This is a genomic window from Yersinia sp. J1, assembly GCF_050586585.1.
GTDB lineage: Bacteria > Pseudomonadota > Gammaproteobacteria > Enterobacterales > Enterobacteriaceae > Yersinia > Yersinia entomophaga.
Window position 1 is genome coordinate 190423 of sequence record NZ_JBOBDP010000003.1, and the last position, 18631, is coordinate 209053.

The window sequence follows — 18631 nt, forward strand, 5'->3', positions numbered from 1 at the left end:
AAATGTCTATCGAAATCAATGTACCAGACATCGGTGCAGATGAAGTTGAAGTCACCGAAATTATGGTGAAAGTCGGCGATACCGTTGAAGTTGAACAGTCGCTGATCGCTGTAGAAGGTGATAAAGCCTCTATGGAAGTTCCCTCACCTCAAGCGGGTGTGGTGAAAGAAATCAAAGTTGCGGTTGGCGATAAAGTCGAAACTGGCAAACTGATCATGGTCTTCGAATCCGCTACAGGTGCCTCAGCGGCACCTGCCAAGGCAGAAGAGAAAGCGGCTGCTCCAGCCCCAGCTGCTGCACCTGCGGCTAGCGCAGCGAAAGACGTTGCGGTACCGGATATCGGTTCTGACGAAGTTGAAGTCACCGAGATCATGGTTAAGGTTGGCGACAGCGTTGAAGCTGAACAGTCTCTAATTACCGTAGAAGGCGACAAAGCCTCGATGGAAGTTCCGGCTCCGTTCGCTGGCATCGTGAAAGAAATCAAAATCAACACCGGCGATAAAGTGAGCACCGGTTCTATGATTATGGTCTTCGAAGTTGCAGGTGCTGCGGCACCGGCAGCAGCGGCGCCTGCTCCTGCAGCCGCTCCGGCTGCGCCAGCGGCTTCAGCGGCGAAAAACGTTGAAGTGCCTGACATCGGCGGTGACGAAGTTGAAGTGACCGAAGTGATGGTGAAAGTGGGCGATAAAGTTGCCGCTGAACAATCCTTGATCACCGTTGAAGGCGACAAAGCTTCCATGGAAGTTCCAGCTCCATTTGCTGGCACCGTGAAAGAAATCAAAATCAGCACCGGCGATAAAGTGAGCACCGGTTCTATGATTATGGTCTTCGAAGTTGAAGGCGCAGCGCCTGCGGCAGCTCCGGCTCCACAAGCAGCGGCACCTGCGGCAGCGGCTCCGGCCAAAGCGGCAGCGCCAGCAGCCAAAGCGGAAAGCAAAGGTGAATTCGCGGAGAATGCAGCTTACGTTCACGCTACTCCGGTCGTGCGTCGTTTGGCTCGTGAATTCGGCGTTAACCTGGCGAAAGTGAAAGGAACTGGCCGTAAAGGTCGTATCCTGCGCGAAGACGTTCAGGCATACGTGAAAGATGCAGTGAAACGTGCTGAAGCTGCTCCGGCAGCAGCGGCTGGCGGCGGTCTACCAGGCATGCTGCCTTGGCCGAAAGTTGACTTCAGCAAGTTCGGTGAAATCGAAGAAGTGGAATTAGGTCGTATCCAGAAAATCTCTGGTGCTAACCTGAGCCGCAACTGGGTCATGATTCCTCATGTTACTCAGTTCGACGAAGCGGATATCACTGACGTTGAAGCATTCCGTAAGCAACAAAACGTTGAAGCTGAGAAGAAGAAACAGGATCTGAAGATCACCCCGCTGGTGTTCCTGATGAAAGCCGCTGCTAAAGCATTGGAAGAGTTCCCACGCTTTAACAGCTCTATTTCTGAAGACGGTCAGAAACTGACGCTGAAGAAATACATCAACATTGGTGTGGCTGTTGATACGCCAAACGGTCTGGTTGTTCCGGTCTTCCGTGATGTTAACAAGAAGGGCATCGTTGAGTTGTCTCGCGAGCTGTCTGTTATCTCTAAGAAAGCACGTGACGGCAAACTGACCGCATCCGATATGCAGGGCGGCTGCTTCACCATCTCCAGCCTGGGCGGCATCGGCGGTACGGCGTTTACGCCTATCGTCAACGCACCAGAAGTGGCTATCCTGGGTGTGTCTAAATCATCCATGAAACCTGTTTGGAATGGTAAAGAGTTCGCACCGCGTCTGATGTTGCCTCTGTCTCTCTCCTTCGATCACCGCGTGATTGATGGGGCGGCAGGTGCTCGCTTCGCAGCTTACATTGCCACCATTATGGCTGATATTCGCCGTCTGGTTATGTAATAGCTTAGGCCGGCCTAGCGCCGGCCTTATTATTACTTAGCTTATGGTTATATCACTGATAGTTATGAACCGACCTTGTTTCGCTCGTTACATTAGTAGACAAGGTTGTTGAGACACTCGTCACGCGATGCGGCTTTTCAGTCTATTAACAATTCTGTAAACTGCTCGCAGTGTAAGCGTCCCGGTGGATGAAGGGCGTTATGAACTTTATTAGCCTAATAAATGACGTCTGACCCGCCGGACAAACAATTAAGAGGTCATGATGAGTACTGAAATTAAAACTCAGGTCGTGGTACTTGGGGCGGGCCCAGCAGGATATTCTGCTGCTTTTCGTTGTGCGGACTTAGGTCTGGAAACTATTCTGGTTGAGCGTTACTCCACTCTGGGTGGTGTTTGCTTGAACGTGGGTTGTATCCCGTCAAAAGCATTGCTGCATGTTGCAAAAGTGATCGAAGAAGCCAAGGCGCTGGCTGAGCACGGCATTGTTTTTGGCGAGCCTAAGACTGACATTGATAAAGTTCGTGTCTGGAAAGATAAAGTTATCAATCAGTTGACCGGTGGTTTGGCAGGTATGGCTAAAGGCCGTAAAGTCAAAGTAGTTAACGGTTTCGGTAAATTTACCGGTGCGAATACTTTGGTCGTTGAAGGTGAAAATGGTCCAACCACCATCACCTTTGATAATGCCATTATCGCTGCGGGTTCTCGTCCGATCCAACTGCCATTCATTCCTCATGAAGACCCACGCGTGTGGGATTCAACGGATGCACTGGCACTGAAATCTGTCCCAGAACGTCTGTTGGTCATGGGCGGTGGCATCATCGGTCTGGAAATGGGTACCGTTTACCATGCTCTGGGTTCGAAAATTGATGTGGTAGAAATGTTCGATCAGGTGATTCCAGCGGCTGATAAAGACGTAGTGAAAGTATTCACAAAGCGTATCAGCAAGCAGTTCAACCTGATGCTGGAAACTAAAGTTACAGCAGTAGAAGCCAAAGAAGACGGTATCTATGTAACGATGGAAGGCAAAAAAGCGCCAGCAGAACCACAGCGTTACGATGCAGTTCTGGTTGCGATTGGCCGTGTACCTAACGGTAAACTGCTGGATGCGGGTCAGGCTGGTGTAGAAGTTGACGAGCGTGGTTTCATCAACGTCGACAAACAGCTACGTACGAATGTACCGCACATCTTTGCAATCGGTGACATCGTGGGTCAGCCAATGCTGGCACATAAAGGTGTTCATGAAGGCCACGTTGCCGCTGAAGTTATCGCCGGTATGAAGCACTACTTCGATCCGAAAGTGATTCCATCCATTGCGTACACTGAACCAGAAGTCGCATGGGTTGGTTTGACCGAGAAAGAAGCGAAAGAGAAAGGCATCAGCTACGAAACCTCCACCTTCCCGTGGGCGGCATCTGGCCGTGCTATCGCTTCAGATTGCGCAGACGGTATGACCAAACTGATCTTCGACAAAGAAACTCACCGTATCATCGGTGGTGCTATTGTCGGTACTAACGGTGGGGAACTGTTGGGGGAAATCGGTCTGGCAATTGAGATGGGTTGTGATGCAGAAGATCTGGCATTGACTATCCATGCTCACCCGACGTTGCACGAATCCGTTGGTTTGGCTGCTGAGATTTACGAAGGTAGCATTACCGACCTGCCTAACCCTAAAGCGAAAAAGAAATAATTTCTGATTGCTGATGTGTTAGTTAAAGCGGCTCCTGATTCAGGGGCCGTTTTTTATTGGGAAAAATGTGTCAATGAACGGAATCAGTTAACCTGCGGTACTGGCGGCAATGGTTCATCGGTAAGAGCCAGCATGTCGACCTTGAAGCTTGAGCCATCTGCTGATTCTTCTATATTTGTGACAAGGAAACGGCTTTTAGGCAAGAAGATACGCTCCTCTCCAGGCTCGTCGAGTAATTCGCTGATATCAGTGCTGTTGGTGCGTTCAAGAAAATATTTTATGGTATATCTGACGTTGATTTTTCCCTCTTCCAGCTCTTGGCTATTGAATTGGTCGATAAGTTCTTCATCCGCGGTAGTGCTTAAGAATGTATCTATTTGAATGGTTTCTTCAGGTATAACTTTAGATAAGAACTCTGCGCGATCTCTGACTTCCCCTCGGTAAACTTCGCTAACGCTGCTCTCTTCTTCGGAAATAATATAGCCGCTCTCACGTAATGAGACATTAATATCAGAATGGTTATCTAATGCTGTGTAGACTTCCGTTATTTCTGTTTCTAAACCATCATTAGTGGTTCCATTTCTCAGAGCATTATTTATGGCCACAAATCTATCTTCCTGAAAGTTTCTAATGGCAAAGTATTCTCGGAAGTTTATTTTTTCATGTGAAAAGTTTGAATTATAGCGTTGTATTTCATCGTCAATATTTAGGTTGCATTCATCTAATTTCGTTTTTCCATATATAACTTCAAGCTCCTCTTTTATTGTTGAAGTATCATTAGGTGTTATCGGTGCCATTTGGTCAATTCTATTCTTGTCCATCATAAGATTCCCTTCAACATCATAGGCATCTACCGAAGTAGAAGAGTCGTAAGAGGATGAAGAAGCCGAGTCGGTTGATGAAGAGTTGCTGTTATCCGGCGGTTTTATTCTGGGGATTTTAGGGGGAGGTTCATCACTTAAAGTGGGGGGATGGGTATCACCGAACAGGAAACCGACCTTGCCATTTACTCTCTGTAGTCGATCCGAAATTTTGGGTTTAGGCTTCGATGCGGCGGGTAATAGCGGGGTTCGCTCTGGATTGACTCCGATTTGTGAGCCTGGCCTAGCGATACTGACTCTGGGTTTTGCTGCCATAGTCGCTCCGGGCTTGGCACCAAAGCTGACTTTAAACCCTCTGGGCTGCGGGGTTGGGCCCATACTTAATACGCCGAGACTGATTTCAAACGCGATTTCTTCGTCGGTTTTGGGCGGTGCTTTCCCCTGATCTTTCGGGACGGTTTTACAAGGAACTCCGCGTTCCCATTTACAATGGCGTGACTGAAAATTGGACCAGCTTTCTTTATTTGATTGCCATCTAGGTTGAGCTTCTCGTCCATGGGAAATATTCAATGCTAATGTTGTAAATAATAAAGTTGAAAATGTTATAGTTAATTTCATATTCACTCCTTATTTGATGAGAACGCTTTTATAATATAAATAATGTTATAAGCACGGCCTAGGGTTTCAAAATTAGCATTGAATTGTAAATTTGAATTTATAAGGTAAGTGGATTTGATTTTATATAATGACTATTACGTATGACGATTAATTAACTGTATTATATTAATTAAGGATAAAAACCTTCACGAATTTGCCTCGGAGTGATATTAAACGTGCGACGCAGTGCGGTCGCAAAATTTGCGGAGCTGGTATATCCGGCAATGGCAGCGGCTTGATCGATACTGACTCCTTCTTTTTTTAAGGCCAGCATGGCGCGCTTCAATCGGCAATGGCGCAAATACTCAAATACCGTCACGTTATAATTCTCTCGGAAACGGCGTTGCAGCGTGCTGGGACTCATATTAATTGACTGAGCCAGTTCTTGCAGTGAAAGTTGGTCGGCTTCGCCGCTTTCCAGCCAGTCACGTAACTGTTGAATCCGATTCAGGCCACGCAGAGATATTTTGTTTTGCTGTTGGCTTGATTGTTCCAGTGAGCTGAATGCCTCGATAATCAGACCGATACACTGGCTTTCACATCGTAACCGCTCCAGTGGCGTGCGGTAGGGGGGCGCACTTGCTATTTGCTGGGCGATGGAAATCGCCTGGACAGATGGTTGCCATAAATGAATTGCCAGATGTTGCTGAGTGAAGTCGTACAGTTTCTCCCATCCTCCTTCCTGCGGCAGCAAATCCCCATATAGCCATTCGCGGTCAAAGGTCAGCGTTAAAGTGCGTTCATGACCATTTTTCTTTCCATGCCGGGTAAATAAGGTGTTCTCAACGAGAGAAATCAGAGAGGAAGGCCCTTTCTCATGTAGCTCTAATGGTTTGCCACCAAAGGATATATTCGCGCTGCCGCTCACCACGATAGCCAGTTTGAGTGAGGGCGCCAGACAGTTCTGCGTTTTGATGTCGTAAAGATTAGTGACATTCGCCGTATGCAGAATTAAATGGGGGTTGAGGCGCAGTACCTGGAAATCACCAAATAGCACCGGGTCAGTGACAGAGGATTTCCCTCCGCTTAGACGATAGTCGCTGGCGACCAAATTGGATTGTTGCACAATTTGCTCGGGATAGATGGGTTTAGAAGAAGCCGAAACCTTGCGCATACTATTTTTTTTCATCGCAGACAAGATGAGCCCCCCTTGAGCATTGTCTCCATACTTTTTACCCGATGACATTGACGCTGCGGCAAAGAGCTTTGCCGTTTTCACAAACCTTTTTCCTGTAGCGCAATGTAACAATTAGCGCGCCGAATGGGTAATGAAAATAATTATCAATCTTGTTTGTTTTTGTTGGCTCGTTAATCAGTCGTCGGGGACTCTCTCCGCCGCGATGTGTTGCGGGCGCCAGCACTAGGGAAATTTTTATAATGATGAATGTCAAATGGCAGCGGCGCTACCTGGCGGCCATGATCGGCCTGTGTCTCTCCACACCGTTGTGGGCGCAAGCTCAAAATAATATCAAAACCGGTACGGATACCACGTCAACCGAACAACCGGAAGCCACTGCTACATCTACATCGAAAAAAACCAATGCGCTAGCCAGTGGCGACACTTTGGTGGTAACTGCAGAGCAGCAGGTACGACAGGCGCTAGGCGCTTCGGTTATCACCGCGGAAGATATACGCAAACGGCCGCCGGCCAATGATTTATCCGAAATCATCCGAACTATGCCGGGAGTGAATCTTTCTGGCAATTCCGCCAGTGGTCAGCGCGGCAATAACCGTCAGATCGATATTCGCGGTATGGGGCCGGAAAACACCCTGATTATGATCGACGGCATCCCTGTTTCCAGTCGCAATGCGGTACGTTACGGCTGGCGCGGCGAGCGTGATACTCGCGGTGATACCAATTGGGTTCCCGCCAATATGGTAGAAAAAATCGAGGTGTTGCGTGGTCCTGCGGCGGCTCGCTATGGCAATGGTGCCGCCGGTGGCGTGGTGAATATCATCACTAAGCAGCCGAACAAGCAGCTACAAGGTAGCTGGAATGCTTATATGAATGTGCCGCAGCACAGTAAGGAAGGGGCGACCCGTCGCACTGACTTTAGCCTGATGGGGCCACTAAGCGATACGCTCAGCTTCCGTTTATACGGCAGATACAATAAAACCGATGCCGATGAGTGGGATATCAACGCCGGTCATGAGTCATTGCGCACGGGTAATCAGGTCGGGACTTTACCTGCCGGACGTGAAGGCGTACGTAATAAAGATATCAATGGCTTATTGCGCTGGGATTTCAGTCCCGGTCAGTCTCTGGAATTCCAGGCAGGCTATAGCCGTCAGGGAAATATTTACGCTGGTGATACGCAAAATACCAACAGTAACGCCATTGTGCGCAGCCTGTACGGTGCTGAAACTAACCGCATGTATCGTGAGAATGTCTCGGCAACCCACCGCGGATTCTGGGATAGCGGAGTTAGCACTACGTCTTATCTTCAATATGAAGAAACCCGAAATTCGCGGATCAGTGAAGGTTTGGCCGGCGGTACCGAAGGTATTTTCTCAAACCGCGGTTTTAATACCATCACCCTGGATAATTACGTTGCGCACAGCGAAGTTAATCTGCCGTTCGAGTGGGGCGTAAATCAGGTCGTGACCATTGGGGCGGAGTGGAACGATCAGAAAATGCATGATCCAGCCTCCAATACTCAAACCACGACCGAAGGCGGTAGCGTAGGCGGTTTGAAGGATTCCGGGCGCAATACGCGCACATCGGCGCACATTGCTTCTCTGTTTGTGGAAGATAATATCGAACTGACGGAAACGACCATGTTGACGCCGGCTGTGCGCTACGATCATCACAGCAAAGCAGGGAGCAACTGGAGCCCGGGGGTGAACCTTTCTCAGGCGTTGGGCGATAATTTTACGCTGAAAATGGGTATTGCCCGCGCTTACAAAGCGCCAAATCTGTATCAGACCAACCCGGACTATCTGCTATATAGCCGTGGGCAAGGCTGTTACGGTGGCGGCGGGAGTTGCTATTTAATGGGGAACGAGTCTCTGTCGGCGGAAACCAGCGTAAATAAAGAGATCGGTCTGGAATTCCATCAGGATGGGCTGATTGCTGGTGTCACTTACTTCCGTAACGATTACCGTAATAAGATTGAGCCGGGTTTGATATCAATAGGTAATGCCAGCGGTGGGACAGGCGCCTACGTGGATTCAGATATTTTCCAATGGGAAAACGTGCCTAAAGCCCTGGTGGAAGGTCTGGAAGGCAGCCTGACGGTTCCGGTTACTGATGATGTGCAGTGGAGCAGTAACCTGACCTACATGCTGAAATCGGAGAACAAAACCACCGGGGATTATCTTTCCATCACGCCAGAGTTCACCTTGAATAGCTCTCTGAGCTGGCAGGCGACAGACGATTTATCGTTAATGACCAATGTGGTGTGGTACGGTCGCCAAAAACCGAAGAAATTCGACTATCAGGGAAATCTGGTCACAGGTACTGCGACCAGAGAAGTCAGTCCTTACGCGGTATTTGGTCTGAGCGGCAGCTATACGCTGACTAAGAATGTCAGTGTCACTACTGGGATTGAAAATCTGTTTGATAAACGCCAGTTCCGTGCGGGTAACGCGCAGAGCGTGGCGGGTATTGAAGGTGCCGGAGCCGCGACCTATAACGAACCGGGACGCACTTTCTTCCTTAGCCTGAATACGCAGTTCTAATCGTTAATTTTATTGAATAAAATCGATAGCCCGTAGCGATACGGGCAGTTTTTGATAACAAATATCCGCGCAATCAATCATCTGTTAACCCCCAGTGACAGGCTAGAAATAAAGCTACTTCACGAGTGAAACAGCAAATGGTTTTGGGCTATCAAACTCCCACCGCCTGATTTCTTAACCATAAAAATTGACCGTTATCGGATTGACCTTATTTTCTGCTCCCTATGCTAACCCTTACTCCTATCAGCCTGATCCGCAATACATAACCTGCACGGAGAGATAGTATCCATTGCAAAAATATGGTTATTATGTTGCGGAGTATTTATCACCGAAACCACTTGGTTAGCCACGAATTGATATTCCAAACAAATTTTTCAGGTGATTACACTGTGCTCAACGATTCAGCAAAAATTTAATGTTGCTTTTATGTGAACGAATTAACAACCAGTTCAGATCCTGATATGCTGGCTGCGCAGAACCGGGCACTTACCCTACAACTTTAGGCATCGATTTCGGTGACCGGAGAGAACGGTTAGCCAGGCAAAATAAATGATAATGAAAGCGAGGAGAATGTCGTGCTAGAAGAATACCGTAAGCACGTAGCCGAGCGTGCCGCTGAGGGGATCGTCCCGAAGCCATTGGATGCATCTCAAATGGCCGCGCTGGTTGAAGCATTAAAGAATCCGCCTGTGGGCGAGCAAGAATTCCTGTTAGACCTGCTGATTAACCGCGTTCCACCCGGCGTTGATGAAGCAGCCTACGTAAAGGCCGGTTTCCTGGCCGCCATCGCCAAAGGCGACGCAACCTCTCCACTGATTACTCCTGAAAAAGCCGTCGAGTTGCTCGGTACTATGCAGGGCGGATATAACATCCATCCTCTGATTGATGCACTGGATAACGAAAAGCTGGCACCTATCGCCGCTAAAGCCTTATCTCACACGTTGCTGATGTTCGATAACTTCTATGACGTGGAAGAAAAAGCCAAATCCGGCAACCCGCATGCCAAACAAATCATGCAGTCCTGGGCCGATGCGGAATGGTATCTGTCTCGCCCGGCGCTGGCGGATAAAATCACCGTGACGGTGTTTAAAGTGACCGGTGAAACCAACACCGATGATTTGTCTCCGGCACCTGATGCCTGGTCGCGCCCGGATATTCCGTTGCACGCACTGGCTATGCTGAAAAATGCTCGCGAAGGCATTTATCCCGATCAGCCGGGCAGCGTTGGCCCGATTAAACAAATCGAAGAACTGAATAAGAAAGGTTTTCCGCTGGCTTACGTCGGTGACGTTGTGGGTACCGGTTCTTCCCGTAAATCTGCCACGAACTCAGTGCTGTGGTTTATGGGGGACGACATTCCTTATGTGCCGAATAAGCGCGGTGGCGGTGTGGTTTTGGGCAGCAAAATTGCGCCTATCTTCTTTAACACGATGGAAGATGCCGGGGCATTACCGATTGAAGTTGACGTTGCCAAGCTGAATATGGGCGATGTGATTGATATCTTGCCGTATTTGGGTGAGGTACGTCGGCACGATACCGGTGAAGTGCTGGCGACATTTGAACTGAAAACCGATGTTTTGCTGGATGAAGTTCGCGCCGGTGGTCGTATTCCGCTGATCGTCGGCCGAGGTTTGACCACTAAGGCTCGCGAAGCCTTAGGTTTGCCACCGAGCGAAATTTTCCGTCAGGCCAAGCCGGTTGCCAAAAGCAATAAAGGCTTTTCTCTGGCTCAGAAAATGGTCGGTCGCGCCTGTGGCGTTGATGGTGTGCGCCCGGGTGAATACTGCGAACCTAAAATGACCTCCGTGGGATCTCAGGATACCACTGGGCCTATGACGCGTGATGAGCTGAAAGATCTGGCGTGTCTGGGTTTCTCCGCTGATTTGGTGATGCAGTCATTCTGTCATACCGCCGCTTATCCTAAGCCGGTTGATGTGACCACTCACCATACGTTGCCTGATTTCATCATGAACCGCGGTGGGGTTTCCCTGCGTCCCGGTGACGGTATCATTCACTCATGGCTGAACCGTATGCTGTTGCCGGATACCGTCGGCACCGGCGGTGACTCCCATACTCGTTTCCCTATCGGGATTTCCTTCCCGGCAGGTTCGGGTCTGGTGGCGTTTGCTGCTGCGACTGGCGTTATGCCGCTGGATATGCCGGAATCGGTTCTGGTGCGCTTTAAAGGCAAAATGCAGCCGGGTATCACTCTGCGTGATTTGGTACATGCCATTCCTTATTACGCCATTCAGGAAGGCTTGCTGACCGTTGAGAAGAAAGGAAAGAAAAACATCTTCTCTGGCCGCATTCTGGAAATCGAAGGCTTGCCTGAGCTGAAAGTGGAGCAGGCATTTGAACTGGCCGATGCTTCAGCCGAACGTTCTGCCGCCGGTTGTACCATTAAGCTGGATAAAGCGCCGATCGAAGAATATTTGAAATCTAACGTGGTATTGCTGAAGTGGATGATTGCCGAAGGCTATGGCGATCGCCGTACTTTGGAGCGCCGCATTACTGGCATGGAAAACTGGCTGGCTAACCCGAGCCTGTTAGAAGGGGATGCCGACGCAGAATATGCCGCAGTGATCGAAATCGATCTGGCCGAGATCACTCAACCTATTCTGTGTGCACCAAACGATCCGGACGATGCTCGCCTGTTGTCTGACGTAGCAAACAGCAAAATCGACGAAGTCTTTATCGGTTCATGCATGACCAACATCGGGCACTTCCGCGCCGCCGGTAAGCTGTTGGATCAACATAAAGGTCAGCTGCCTACTCGCCTGTGGGTCGCGCCACCAACCAAAATGGACGCCGCTCAGCTAACGGAAGAAGGCTATTACAGCATCTTTGGTAAGAGTGGGGCGCGCGTTGAAATTCCGGGCTGTTCACTGTGCATGGGTAACCAAGCGCGCGTGGCCGATGGGGCAACGGTAGTTTCTACCTCGACCCGTAACTTCCCGAACCGTTTGGGTACCGGTGCCGATGTGTATCTGGCTTCAGCTGAACTGGCGGCTATTGCTGCTTTGTTAGGCCGTCTACCTACGCCGGATGAATACCAGACTTATATGGCTCAGGTTGATAAGACTGCGGTTGATACTTATCGTTATCTTAATTTCGATAAGTTAAGTGAATATACAGAGAAAGCTGACGGCGTCATTTTCCAGACTGCGCTGTAAGCTATTTTTTGTATTAATCATTAATTTTACTAATAAATTGAAGGGGGCCGATGGCCTCCTTTTTATTGCCTTGTATTCCGTGCTACGGGCGATTTCCTCCGTGATTTCTGAGTATTACTCACGATAGATCACTCTAGGTTTCGTTTCTGACAGAGTGAGTGAGCGGCATTTGATTCTCTATTTATCACCTGTTCTCCCCGTTGAATGCCTTGTCGAAACATTAGATTATCTTTGTTATCCACTGCAATAGACTACGCTTTCAAAGCAGCCAGCGGCTGTAAGCGTGCGTTAATCCTTTCTTTTTCACAGCGGAAATTACCTAATGACGACACAGACCTCCGATTCATATTCGATAAAAAATCATAATAGGATGGCAGGTAAGCGTGTACTTATTACTGGTGGTACATCGGGTATCGGTTTGGCAGCGGCAAAGCTAATGTTGCAGCAGGGCGCTCAGGTTGCGATTACGGGGATCACACCGGAAAGCCTGGAGAATGCCTGTAAAACTCTGCCCGCAGCCAGAATTTATGCCAGTGATTCCGGCAGTATTCAGCAACAGAGGAGATTGGCTGAAAAAGTTAAACAGGATTTTGGTCAGTTAGATGCCTTGGTACTGAATGCGGGAATGGGGATTTGGCATTCACTGGAAGATTGGACCGAAGCTGATTTTGATCGGCAGATGTCAGTGAATTTCAAAGGGCCGTTCTTCTTACTACAAGCCTTAAGACCCTTGCTGAGCAACCCGGCCTCCGTAGTGATAACCACTTCCATTGCCGCTCATCGTGGCTTGCTTGGTGCGCCGATTTACGGTGCTTCCAAGGCGGCGCTGCTGGCGGTAATGCGTGGTTTAACCACGGAGTTGGCCGGCGATGGCATCAGAATCAACGCGATTTCACCCGGCCCGGTGAATACGCCAATATTGTATAAACAGGGAATGGATGGGGATAAATTCCACGAGCAGTTTACGCCGCTGCTTCCAGTGCAACGTTTCGCTGAAGCCACAGAAATTGCTCAGGCTATCCTGTTCCTGGCGTCTGATGAATCCAGCTACTTGTACGGAAGTGACATCGTGGTCGACGGCGGCCTGATGGCAACATTCCCCGGCTAATGCAGATAAGTAGGATGCAAACCTTTCAAACTGCGGTTTAAGCCGCTATATTTCGCATCTAAATACGCGGGGGGCCAAGGGTCTCCCGTTTTTATTGGGTGTAATCGCAAGATGTTGCATAACTTTGCGAGCTTGGACTTAGTTAGCCCGCCAATAATGTTTAAACTAATAGTAAGAGCAATAGGAGGGCGTGCTATGGACTATGAATTTTTGCGTGATCTAACGGGGCAGGTAATCGTCAGATTCTCCATGGGGCATGAAGTGATCGGCCACTGGCTCAATGAAGAAATTAAAGGTGACCTGACTAAACTCGATGAGATCGAGACCGCCGCGGCTCAGGTCGCCGGTAGTGAACGCCAATGGCAGCAGGTGGGTCATGAATACACTTTGTGGCTGGACGGTGAAGAGGTGATGGTTCGGGCTAACCAACTTGATTTTGAAGGCGATGAAATCGAAGAAGGTATGAACTATTACGATGAAGAGAGCCTCTGCATGTGCGGATTAGAGGATTTCCTCGCCGTGTTAAAAGGCTACCGAGCCTTTATTCTGAAATATTGATTTTTATTTTTCTCTTGGTGAGGCTGGCGATCGGCTGGCAGACCAACACAGCAGCGAACCGGCTACCACCATTCCGACGCCCGGGAGAAATGCGGCTGACGGCGGCGTACTGAGCCATAAACTGGCGATCAGTACTGACAGCAAAGGCGTAAAATATGAAAGGGCAGCGACCAACGTGGCGTTGCCCTTTTTCATGGCGCTATCCCAGCATTGGTAGGCCAGCGCAGTACTACAGCCCATCATCAACAGCTCCATGACTGCCCGCGGTGTAAAATGAAGTGGCCCCGGTGTCAGGGTAAAAAACAGTAGCCACAGGCACAGCGCACAGGCCAGAAGAAACAGCGGCAGTACACCTCGGCCACGACTATAAACACGCACCAGATTGGAGTAAATAGCCCAGGCAAAGGCAGCGAGCAGCGCTAAGCTATAAGCTAGCGGGTTATGGTTGATATTCGTGGCCAAGATACTGATATCCAGACCATTTCCACCGCTGACAACCCAAATAACGCCGAATAAGGCAATGGCTGCCCCTAACCATAGCCACCAGCGGGTGCGTAACCGCAGTAGTACGACGGCGAAAAGCAGAGTGAGGCTGGGCCACAGATAGTTGATTAGGCCAATTTCCAGCGTCTGTTGGCGATCGCTCGCCATTCCGATGGCAATAGCAAAGGCAACCATATAAATAACGAATAACGCACCGCATCCCCATAAATATGCTGGATGCTGCCCGCGAATCTGCGGTTTACCGCCCACCAGCCAGACCAGTATTCCGCTGACGCTATAGATCGCCGCTCCTGCACCAAAGGGGCCTAAGGTTTCGGCTAACCCACGCGTGAGTGCGACACTCATGCTCCAAAGTAAAATAGCAACTATGCCCAATAATGTAGCGGTACGTTCCATGTCGGCAGGCTCAGCGTCGGCGATGAAATATCAGCCAGCCAGAGTACGACATTCGAGCAGGAAAAAATGGGATGATGGGTTGATTTATCGTTGTTTTATCGGAAAGAAAGCGTGGCGAGGATAAAAAACACAGGCAGGAAAACCTGCCTGTGAGCCATTTCGCGTCGATCATACTTCCGGAACGTTGCGCCCGTAGTAGATTTCCTGCATTTCTTTGTACAGCAAACGAGTGATGGTTTCTCTTTCTTCATCGCTCAGTTGTTCTGGCTTGGCGTTAAACAGATAGTGCTTCAGATCGAAGTCTTTCAGCATCATCTTGGTATGGAACATGTTTTCCTGGTAAACGTTCACATCCATCATGTGGTACAGCGACTTCATATCATCTGACATAAAGTTCTGGATCGAATTGATCTCATGATCGATGAAGTGCTTCACACCTTTAACGTCACGGGTAAAGCCGCGTACTCGATAATCCATAGTCACGATATCGGATTCTAGCTGGTGGATCAGATAGTTCAGCGCTTTCAGCGGTGAAATAACGCCACAGGTAGAAACTTCGATGTCGGCACGGAAAGTACATAGCCCGCCTTCAGGATGGCTTTCAGGATAGGTATGCACACAAATGTGGCTCTTATCCAAATGAGCAACCACGGAGTTAGGCAGCGGGCCGGGATGTTCTGATGTATCGACATCACGAGGATCGATGGGCTCTTCGCTGACTAAGATAGTGACACTGGCACCCTGAGGATCGTAATCCTGACGAGCGATATTCAAAATATTCGCGCCGATGATCGAGCAGGTTTCGCTCAAGATCTCGGTCAAGCGGTTGGCATTGTATTGTTCGTCAATGTAGGCGATATAGCCATCGCGGTCATCTGCGGTCTTGGCATAACAAATATCGTAAATACAAAAACTCAGGCTCTTGGTCAGATTGTTGAAGCCGTGCAGTTTAAGCTTGTGCAATTTAGTTCACCTCCTTACGGATTAATACTCAACGTTTTGTGGAAAGTGCATTCAGCAGATACTGTGGCAGGGCAAAGCTACCGACATGAATTGCTGGATTATAGTAACGACAGGTCAGGCCTGCGTGTTCAAACCGGGCTTGCAGTGTAGCGAGATCTAACTGACGCAGCGCCGGGTTATGCGTAGCCCAGGCAAAGGTCATGATACCGCCGTAATATGTCGGAATGGCTGCCTGATAGAAACTGACATCGCCGAAATAGTTGCTGAGTTTTTTGTGGCTATCGACGGCTTCATCCTGCTGGAGGAAACACACGCCATTTTGCGCGACGAAAATACCGCCTTCGTTCAGACTACGGGCGCAACCTTCGTAGAATGCCGAGGTGAACAGGCTTTCGCCCGGGCCGATTGGATCGGTGCAGTCAGAGATAATGACATCAAACTTTTCGTTGGTCTGATTAACGAAGTTAACGCCGTCGTCGATTACCAGTTTGAAGCGCGGATCGTCATAGGCTCCGGCATTGTGGTTCGGCAGATACTGGCGGCAGAATTCTACGACGCCGGCGTCGATTTCCACCATGGTGATTTGTTCAACGGTGCTGTGGCGGCTGACTTCACGCAGCATGGCACCGTCGCCGCCGCCGATGATCAACACTTTCTTCGCCTGACCGTGAGCCAGCAGCGGAACGTGGGTCATCATTTCGTGATAGATAAACTCATCGCGCTCGGTAGTTTGCACTACGCCGTCCAGCGCCATGACGCGGCCTAAAACCGGGTTCTCGAAGATCACCAGATCCTGGTGCTCGGTTTTCTCGCGGTACAGAATATTCTCTACAGAGAAATACTGGCCGAAATTGGCATGGAGCGTTTCATACCAAAGCTCTTTCTGGGACATGTTAGGGCTCTCCTCCGCGGTAACAGCCATGAAAAATGGGCGCAACATCATAGCCAACTCTGCCCGAGGTTGCACGGTTGAATTTCAGACAGAGGCTATTAGGGCGAATTATTAGTTGGCGTAGGCCAATAAACTCAGTGAATCGCGTGCCAGGAATTTGCATTTGGTGGGAACCGGAATGGCGATGCCGCGCAAATCGCGATAGCTCTCTTCACCCAGGTCTTTCATATTGAAGCTATTATAGTTACGTAAATCCCAACGGTTCTGCTGGGCAAAATACACAATCGCCCGCTTAATTTCCGTATTAGGTAGTTCGTTGTAGCCGCAATCATTCTTCAGATAAACGAAAACCGCAGTGAGATCGGCAAGATCTTCTGCTTCGGATTCGGTTAAAGCTTGGCTGGCAGATGAAAATCCACACAGAGCGAGCAGCAGCACGACTAACTTTGTTCTTTTCATGGCGGAAATTTGCTTATTTAATTGTCAATAAACGTTAACACATTTGGACAGTCCCACACTAAATTTTCTTATAGAACCTTGGTGTGAACGCACAGACTGGGTTATTGCCTCTTGACCTTACCGCAAGGGGAGGGTTTAGGCTCTTCACTAATTATGTACTGTGCTGCATTTTCTGCACTGATTAAACATTTTGAGGAGACGACCATGCTTCGCCGTGATTTCATCAAATTGACGGCGGCTCTTGGAGCCGCCACTTCTCTGCCTCTCTGGAGCCGAGCGGCTTTTGCCGCTGAGCGCCCTAGCCTGCCGATTCCTCCGTTGCTACAACCTGATGCCAGCGGCAAAATCCAATTACAACTGCAAACCGGTAGCATGGTGTGGGTTCCCGGTAAAACGACTCAAACCTGGGGAGTTAACGGCGGATTTCTCGGCCCGGCGATTCGCTTACAGCGTGGTAAACCTGTCACTGTAACGGTGAAAAATACCTTGCCGGAAGCGACCACGGTACACTGGCACGGATTGGAAATACCCGGTGAAGTAGACGGCGGGCCGCAGGCTCTGATTGAGACGGGCGCGACGCGAGAAGTGACCTTTACCGTCGATCAACCGGCGGCGACCTGTTGGTTCCATCCTCATACCCACAATAAAACCGGCTATCAGGTGGCGATGGGATTGGGCGGTCTGGTACTGATCGACGATGACGAAAGCAGCAAATTACCATTGCCCAAGCAGTGGGGCGTCGATGATATTCCGGTTATTTTACAGGACAAATTGCTGGATAAAGACGGACAGATTGATTACCAGCTAGACGTGATGACCGCAGCCGTAGGCTGGTTTGGCGATCAAATGCTAACTAACGGCGCGCGTTTCCCGCAGCAGATTACGCCGCGCGGTTGGGTGCGCTTGAGGGTACTGAACGGCTGTAACGCGCGATCTCTCAATCTGGCGTTGAGCGATGGGCGGCCAATGTATGTGATTGCCAGCGACGGTGGCTTCCTGTCGGAACCGGTAGCGGTTAAAGAACTGCCGATTTTGATGGGAGAACGCTTCGAAATTCTGGTTGATACCGCCGATGGCAAGAGTGTGGATTTAGTCACTCTACCGGTTAAGCAAATGGGTATGACATTGGCGCCGTTTGATCAACCGCTGCCGGTATTACGTTTACAACCGTCACTGGCCGCCGGTAGCAAAGTACTGCCGGATCAACTGGTAGTGTTGCCTGCGCTGGCTTCGCTTGATGGATTGAAGGAACGCTGGCTACAGCTGATGATGAATCCTCAGCTAGATATGCTCGGAATGCAGGCATTGATGACGCGCTACGGGCATCAGGCAATGGCTGGTATGCGCATGGATCAGCACGGCGGCATGGCGATGATGGCCGAAAGTGGTAAGAACAGCGGCGGCTCAATGGGCGGCATGGATCACGGTGCTATGGGGCATGGCAACATGGCCGGAATGGGGCTCGGGGCGCAAAAGGCCGAGAGCTTCGATTTCAGCCACGCCAACATGATTAATGGTAAGGCGTTCTCCATGACCGAAGCGGCGTTTGATGCCAAACAGGGGCAATACGAGAAATGGACCATCTCAGGTGAAGGGGACATGATGCTGCATCCGTTCCATATTCACGGCACCCAATTCCGTATCTTAACGGAAAATGGTCAGCCACCGGCGGCACATCGTCGCGGTTGGAAAGATACGGTTCGGGTTGAAGGTGCTCGCAGCGAAGTTTTGGTGCGCTTTAACCATTTAGCGACCGCCAGCCAGCCTTATATGGCCCACTGCCATCTGTTGGAACACGAAGATACCGGGATGATGCTGGGCTTTACCGTCAGCGCTTAACCCGATTCCC

The 18631-nt window shown here is 49.8% G+C and carries 13 protein-coding genes; 7 read left to right on the top strand and 6 right to left on the bottom strand.

The window, feature by feature from the left end:
• Positions 1-2 precede the first annotated feature (2 nt).
• Positions 3-1883, top strand: coding sequence for a pyruvate dehydrogenase complex dihydrolipoyllysine-residue acetyltransferase (gene aceF / locus ACQ4OC_RS07910; protein WP_430971065.1), 1881 nt, complete (start codon positions 3-5; stop codon positions 1881-1883).
• Positions 1884-2145: 262 nt separating this feature from the next.
• On the top strand, positions 2146-3570 hold the full coding sequence (gene lpdA, locus ACQ4OC_RS07915) for a dihydrolipoyl dehydrogenase (protein ID WP_064516455.1): 1425 nt from the start codon (positions 2146-2148) through the stop codon (positions 3568-3570).
• Positions 3571-3653: 83 nt separating this feature from the next.
• Here the strand turns inward: lpdA and ACQ4OC_RS07920 are convergent, their stop codons facing one another.
• Positions 3654-5009, bottom strand: a complete 1356-nt coding sequence (locus ACQ4OC_RS07920; RefSeq protein WP_430971066.1) for an ADP-ribosyltransferase — start codon at positions 5007-5009, stop codon at positions 3654-3656.
• A gap of 169 nt (positions 5010-5178) precedes the next feature.
• Entirely contained in the window at positions 5179-6186 is a 1008-nt protein-coding gene (locus tag ACQ4OC_RS07925; protein WP_064518450.1) for a helix-turn-helix domain-containing protein, read from the bottom strand.
• 242 nt (positions 6187-6428) lie between these two features.
• On the opposite strand from ACQ4OC_RS07925, the gene ACQ4OC_RS07930 reads away from it, so the two are divergent.
• The 4 genes from ACQ4OC_RS07930 to yacL all read left to right on the top strand — a co-directional run bounded on the left by ACQ4OC_RS07930 (position 6429) and on the right by yacL (position 13568).
• Positions 6429-8729 carry a TonB-dependent siderophore receptor gene (locus ACQ4OC_RS07930; protein ID WP_064518453.1) on the top strand — a complete coding sequence of 767 codons (2301 nt, stop codon included), beginning with the start codon at positions 6429-6431 and terminating at the stop codon, positions 8727-8729.
• 575 nt (positions 8730-9304) lie between these two features.
• Positions 9305-11902, top strand: coding sequence for a bifunctional aconitate hydratase 2/2-methylisocitrate dehydratase (acnB, locus tag ACQ4OC_RS07935; protein WP_430971067.1), 2598 nt, complete (start codon positions 9305-9307; stop codon positions 11900-11902).
• A gap of 370 nt (positions 11903-12272) precedes the next feature.
• On the top strand, positions 12273-13010 hold the full coding sequence (locus ACQ4OC_RS07940) for an SDR family oxidoreductase (protein WP_235600972.1): 738 nt from the start codon (positions 12273-12275) through the stop codon (positions 13008-13010).
• A 195-nt stretch (positions 13011-13205) separates the two neighbouring features.
• Positions 13206-13568, top strand: a complete 363-nt coding sequence (yacL, locus tag ACQ4OC_RS07945) for a protein YacL (RefSeq protein ID WP_049598736.1) — start codon at positions 13206-13208, stop codon at positions 13566-13568.
• A gap of 3 nt (positions 13569-13571) precedes the next feature.
• Here yacL and yddG read toward each other — a convergent pair whose 3' ends face one another.
• From yddG to ACQ4OC_RS07965, 4 genes are all read right to left on the bottom strand, one after another.
• Positions 13572-14468: an aromatic amino acid DMT transporter YddG gene (gene yddG / locus ACQ4OC_RS07950; RefSeq protein ID WP_064516462.1), complete on the bottom strand. Its 897-nt coding sequence runs from the start codon at positions 14466-14468 to the stop codon at positions 13572-13574.
• A gap of 168 nt (positions 14469-14636) precedes the next feature.
• Entirely contained in the window at positions 14637-15431 is a 795-nt protein-coding gene (speD, locus tag ACQ4OC_RS07955) for an adenosylmethionine decarboxylase (protein ID WP_049598732.1), read from the bottom strand.
• Between the two features lie 28 nt (positions 15432-15459).
• Complete coding sequence (speE, locus tag ACQ4OC_RS07960; protein WP_430971068.1) at positions 15460-16323, bottom strand: polyamine aminopropyltransferase; 864 nt, start codon at positions 16321-16323, stop codon at positions 15460-15462.
• A 111-nt stretch (positions 16324-16434) separates the two neighbouring features.
• Positions 16435-16782 (bottom strand): YacC family pilotin-like protein, encoded by a 348-nt coding sequence (locus tag ACQ4OC_RS07965; protein ID WP_064516465.1) that lies wholly within the window; start codon positions 16780-16782, stop codon positions 16435-16437.
• Positions 16783-16986: 204 nt separating this feature from the next.
• Here ACQ4OC_RS07965 and cueO point away from each other — a divergent pair, with 204 nt between their 5' ends.
• Positions 16987-18621 carry a multicopper oxidase CueO gene (gene cueO, locus ACQ4OC_RS07970; protein WP_430971069.1) on the top strand — a complete coding sequence of 545 codons (1635 nt, stop codon included), beginning with the start codon at positions 16987-16989 and terminating at the stop codon, positions 18619-18621.
• Positions 18622-18631 lie beyond the last annotated feature (10 nt).